2 protein-coding genes are annotated in these 1,144 nt (G+C 61.8%); both read right to left on the bottom strand.

The features are described from left to right. On the bottom strand, window positions 1-572 hold a 572-nt coding region (locus Q319_RS0123650; protein WP_245619458.1), incomplete at its 3' end, for a carbohydrate ABC transporter permease. Beyond that, on the bottom strand, window positions 569-1,144 hold a 576-nt coding region (locus Q319_RS0123645), incomplete at its 5' end, for a carbohydrate ABC transporter permease (protein ID WP_029484813.1). The genes Q319_RS0123650 and Q319_RS0123645, both read right to left, overlap by 4 nt.

Here is a 1,144-nt window from a genome sequence, read left to right as displayed (position 1 = left end):
GCCGCTTCCAGCAGGTCATCCGGGAGCGTCTCGAAGAACTGCCGCATCAGGAACACCCCGAACGCGCTGATCAGCCCCGGAAACATGATCGCAAAGTACGCCCCTGGCACCGTGCTGGTCAGATTGATGTCGCTGACCCCCACGAACCACGGAATGACCAGCATCTCGGTGGGGATCATCAGGGTGGACAGGATCAGGATGAAGATGATGTTCTTGCCCGGAAAGTCGAATTTGGCCAGGGTGTAGCCCACCATCGAGTCGAAGAACAGCACGCTGGCGGTGGTGACACCGGCGATCAGCAGGCTGTTGCCGAACCACTGGATGAACCTGGTTTCCAGCAGGACCTGACGGTAGTTGTCCAGGGTGGGGGCTGCGGGGAAAAAGCTCAGGTTGAACAGTTCCTGAAAGCTCTTGAGGCTGGTCAGCAGCATCCACATGAAGGGAAACAGCGTGACCACGATGCCCACGGTCAACGTGAGGTAGGCGAGCAGCATCGGGGTGTTGAGGCGGCGGCGCGGGCGAGGATCGCCCGCCGTTTCACGGGTGTCGGGTTTGTTCAGTGTCGTGGTCACAGGTCATACCGCCGGGTCAGGAAGCGCAGTTGGAACAGGGTGATGGCCAGGATGATCAGGAACAGCACCACCGTGATGGCCGAGGCGTAGCCCATCTGGAAGCGTCCGAACGCGATCTGGTAGATGTACAGCGCCACCGTCATGGTGCTGCCCAGCGGCCCGCCCTGATCGGTGAAGTTCAGGTTGACCACCTGCGTGAACAGTTGCAGGTAGCTGATCGTTCCCGTCACCACGCTGAACACGATGGTGGGGTTGAGCAGCGGCCAGGTGATCTTCCAGAACGCCTGGGTGCCGTTTGCGCCGTCAATCTCGGCGGCCTCGTAATAGCTGCGGGGAATGGCCGAGAGGCCCGCCAGAAACAGCACGATCTGAAAGCCCAGGTTCTGCCACACCACCAGGGCCGCCGTGGTGGCCAGCGCCTGATCCGGGGAGTTCAGGAAGTTCTGCGGCGTGATGCCCAGCCAGATCAGGAAGGTGTTGACCGGACCGAACTGCGGGCTGAACAGCCACTGCCAGACCCACGCGGCGGCCACGATGGGGGTGACGTAGGGGGCGAAGTACAGCGCCCGGAA

The organism is Deinococcus marmoris DSM 12784, assembly GCF_000701405.1.
Classification (GTDB): domain Bacteria; phylum Deinococcota; class Deinococci; order Deinococcales; family Deinococcaceae; genus Deinococcus; species Deinococcus marmoris.
Note: the sequence above shows the minus strand (reverse complement) of the source record. Positions and strands in the feature narration are given on the sequence as shown.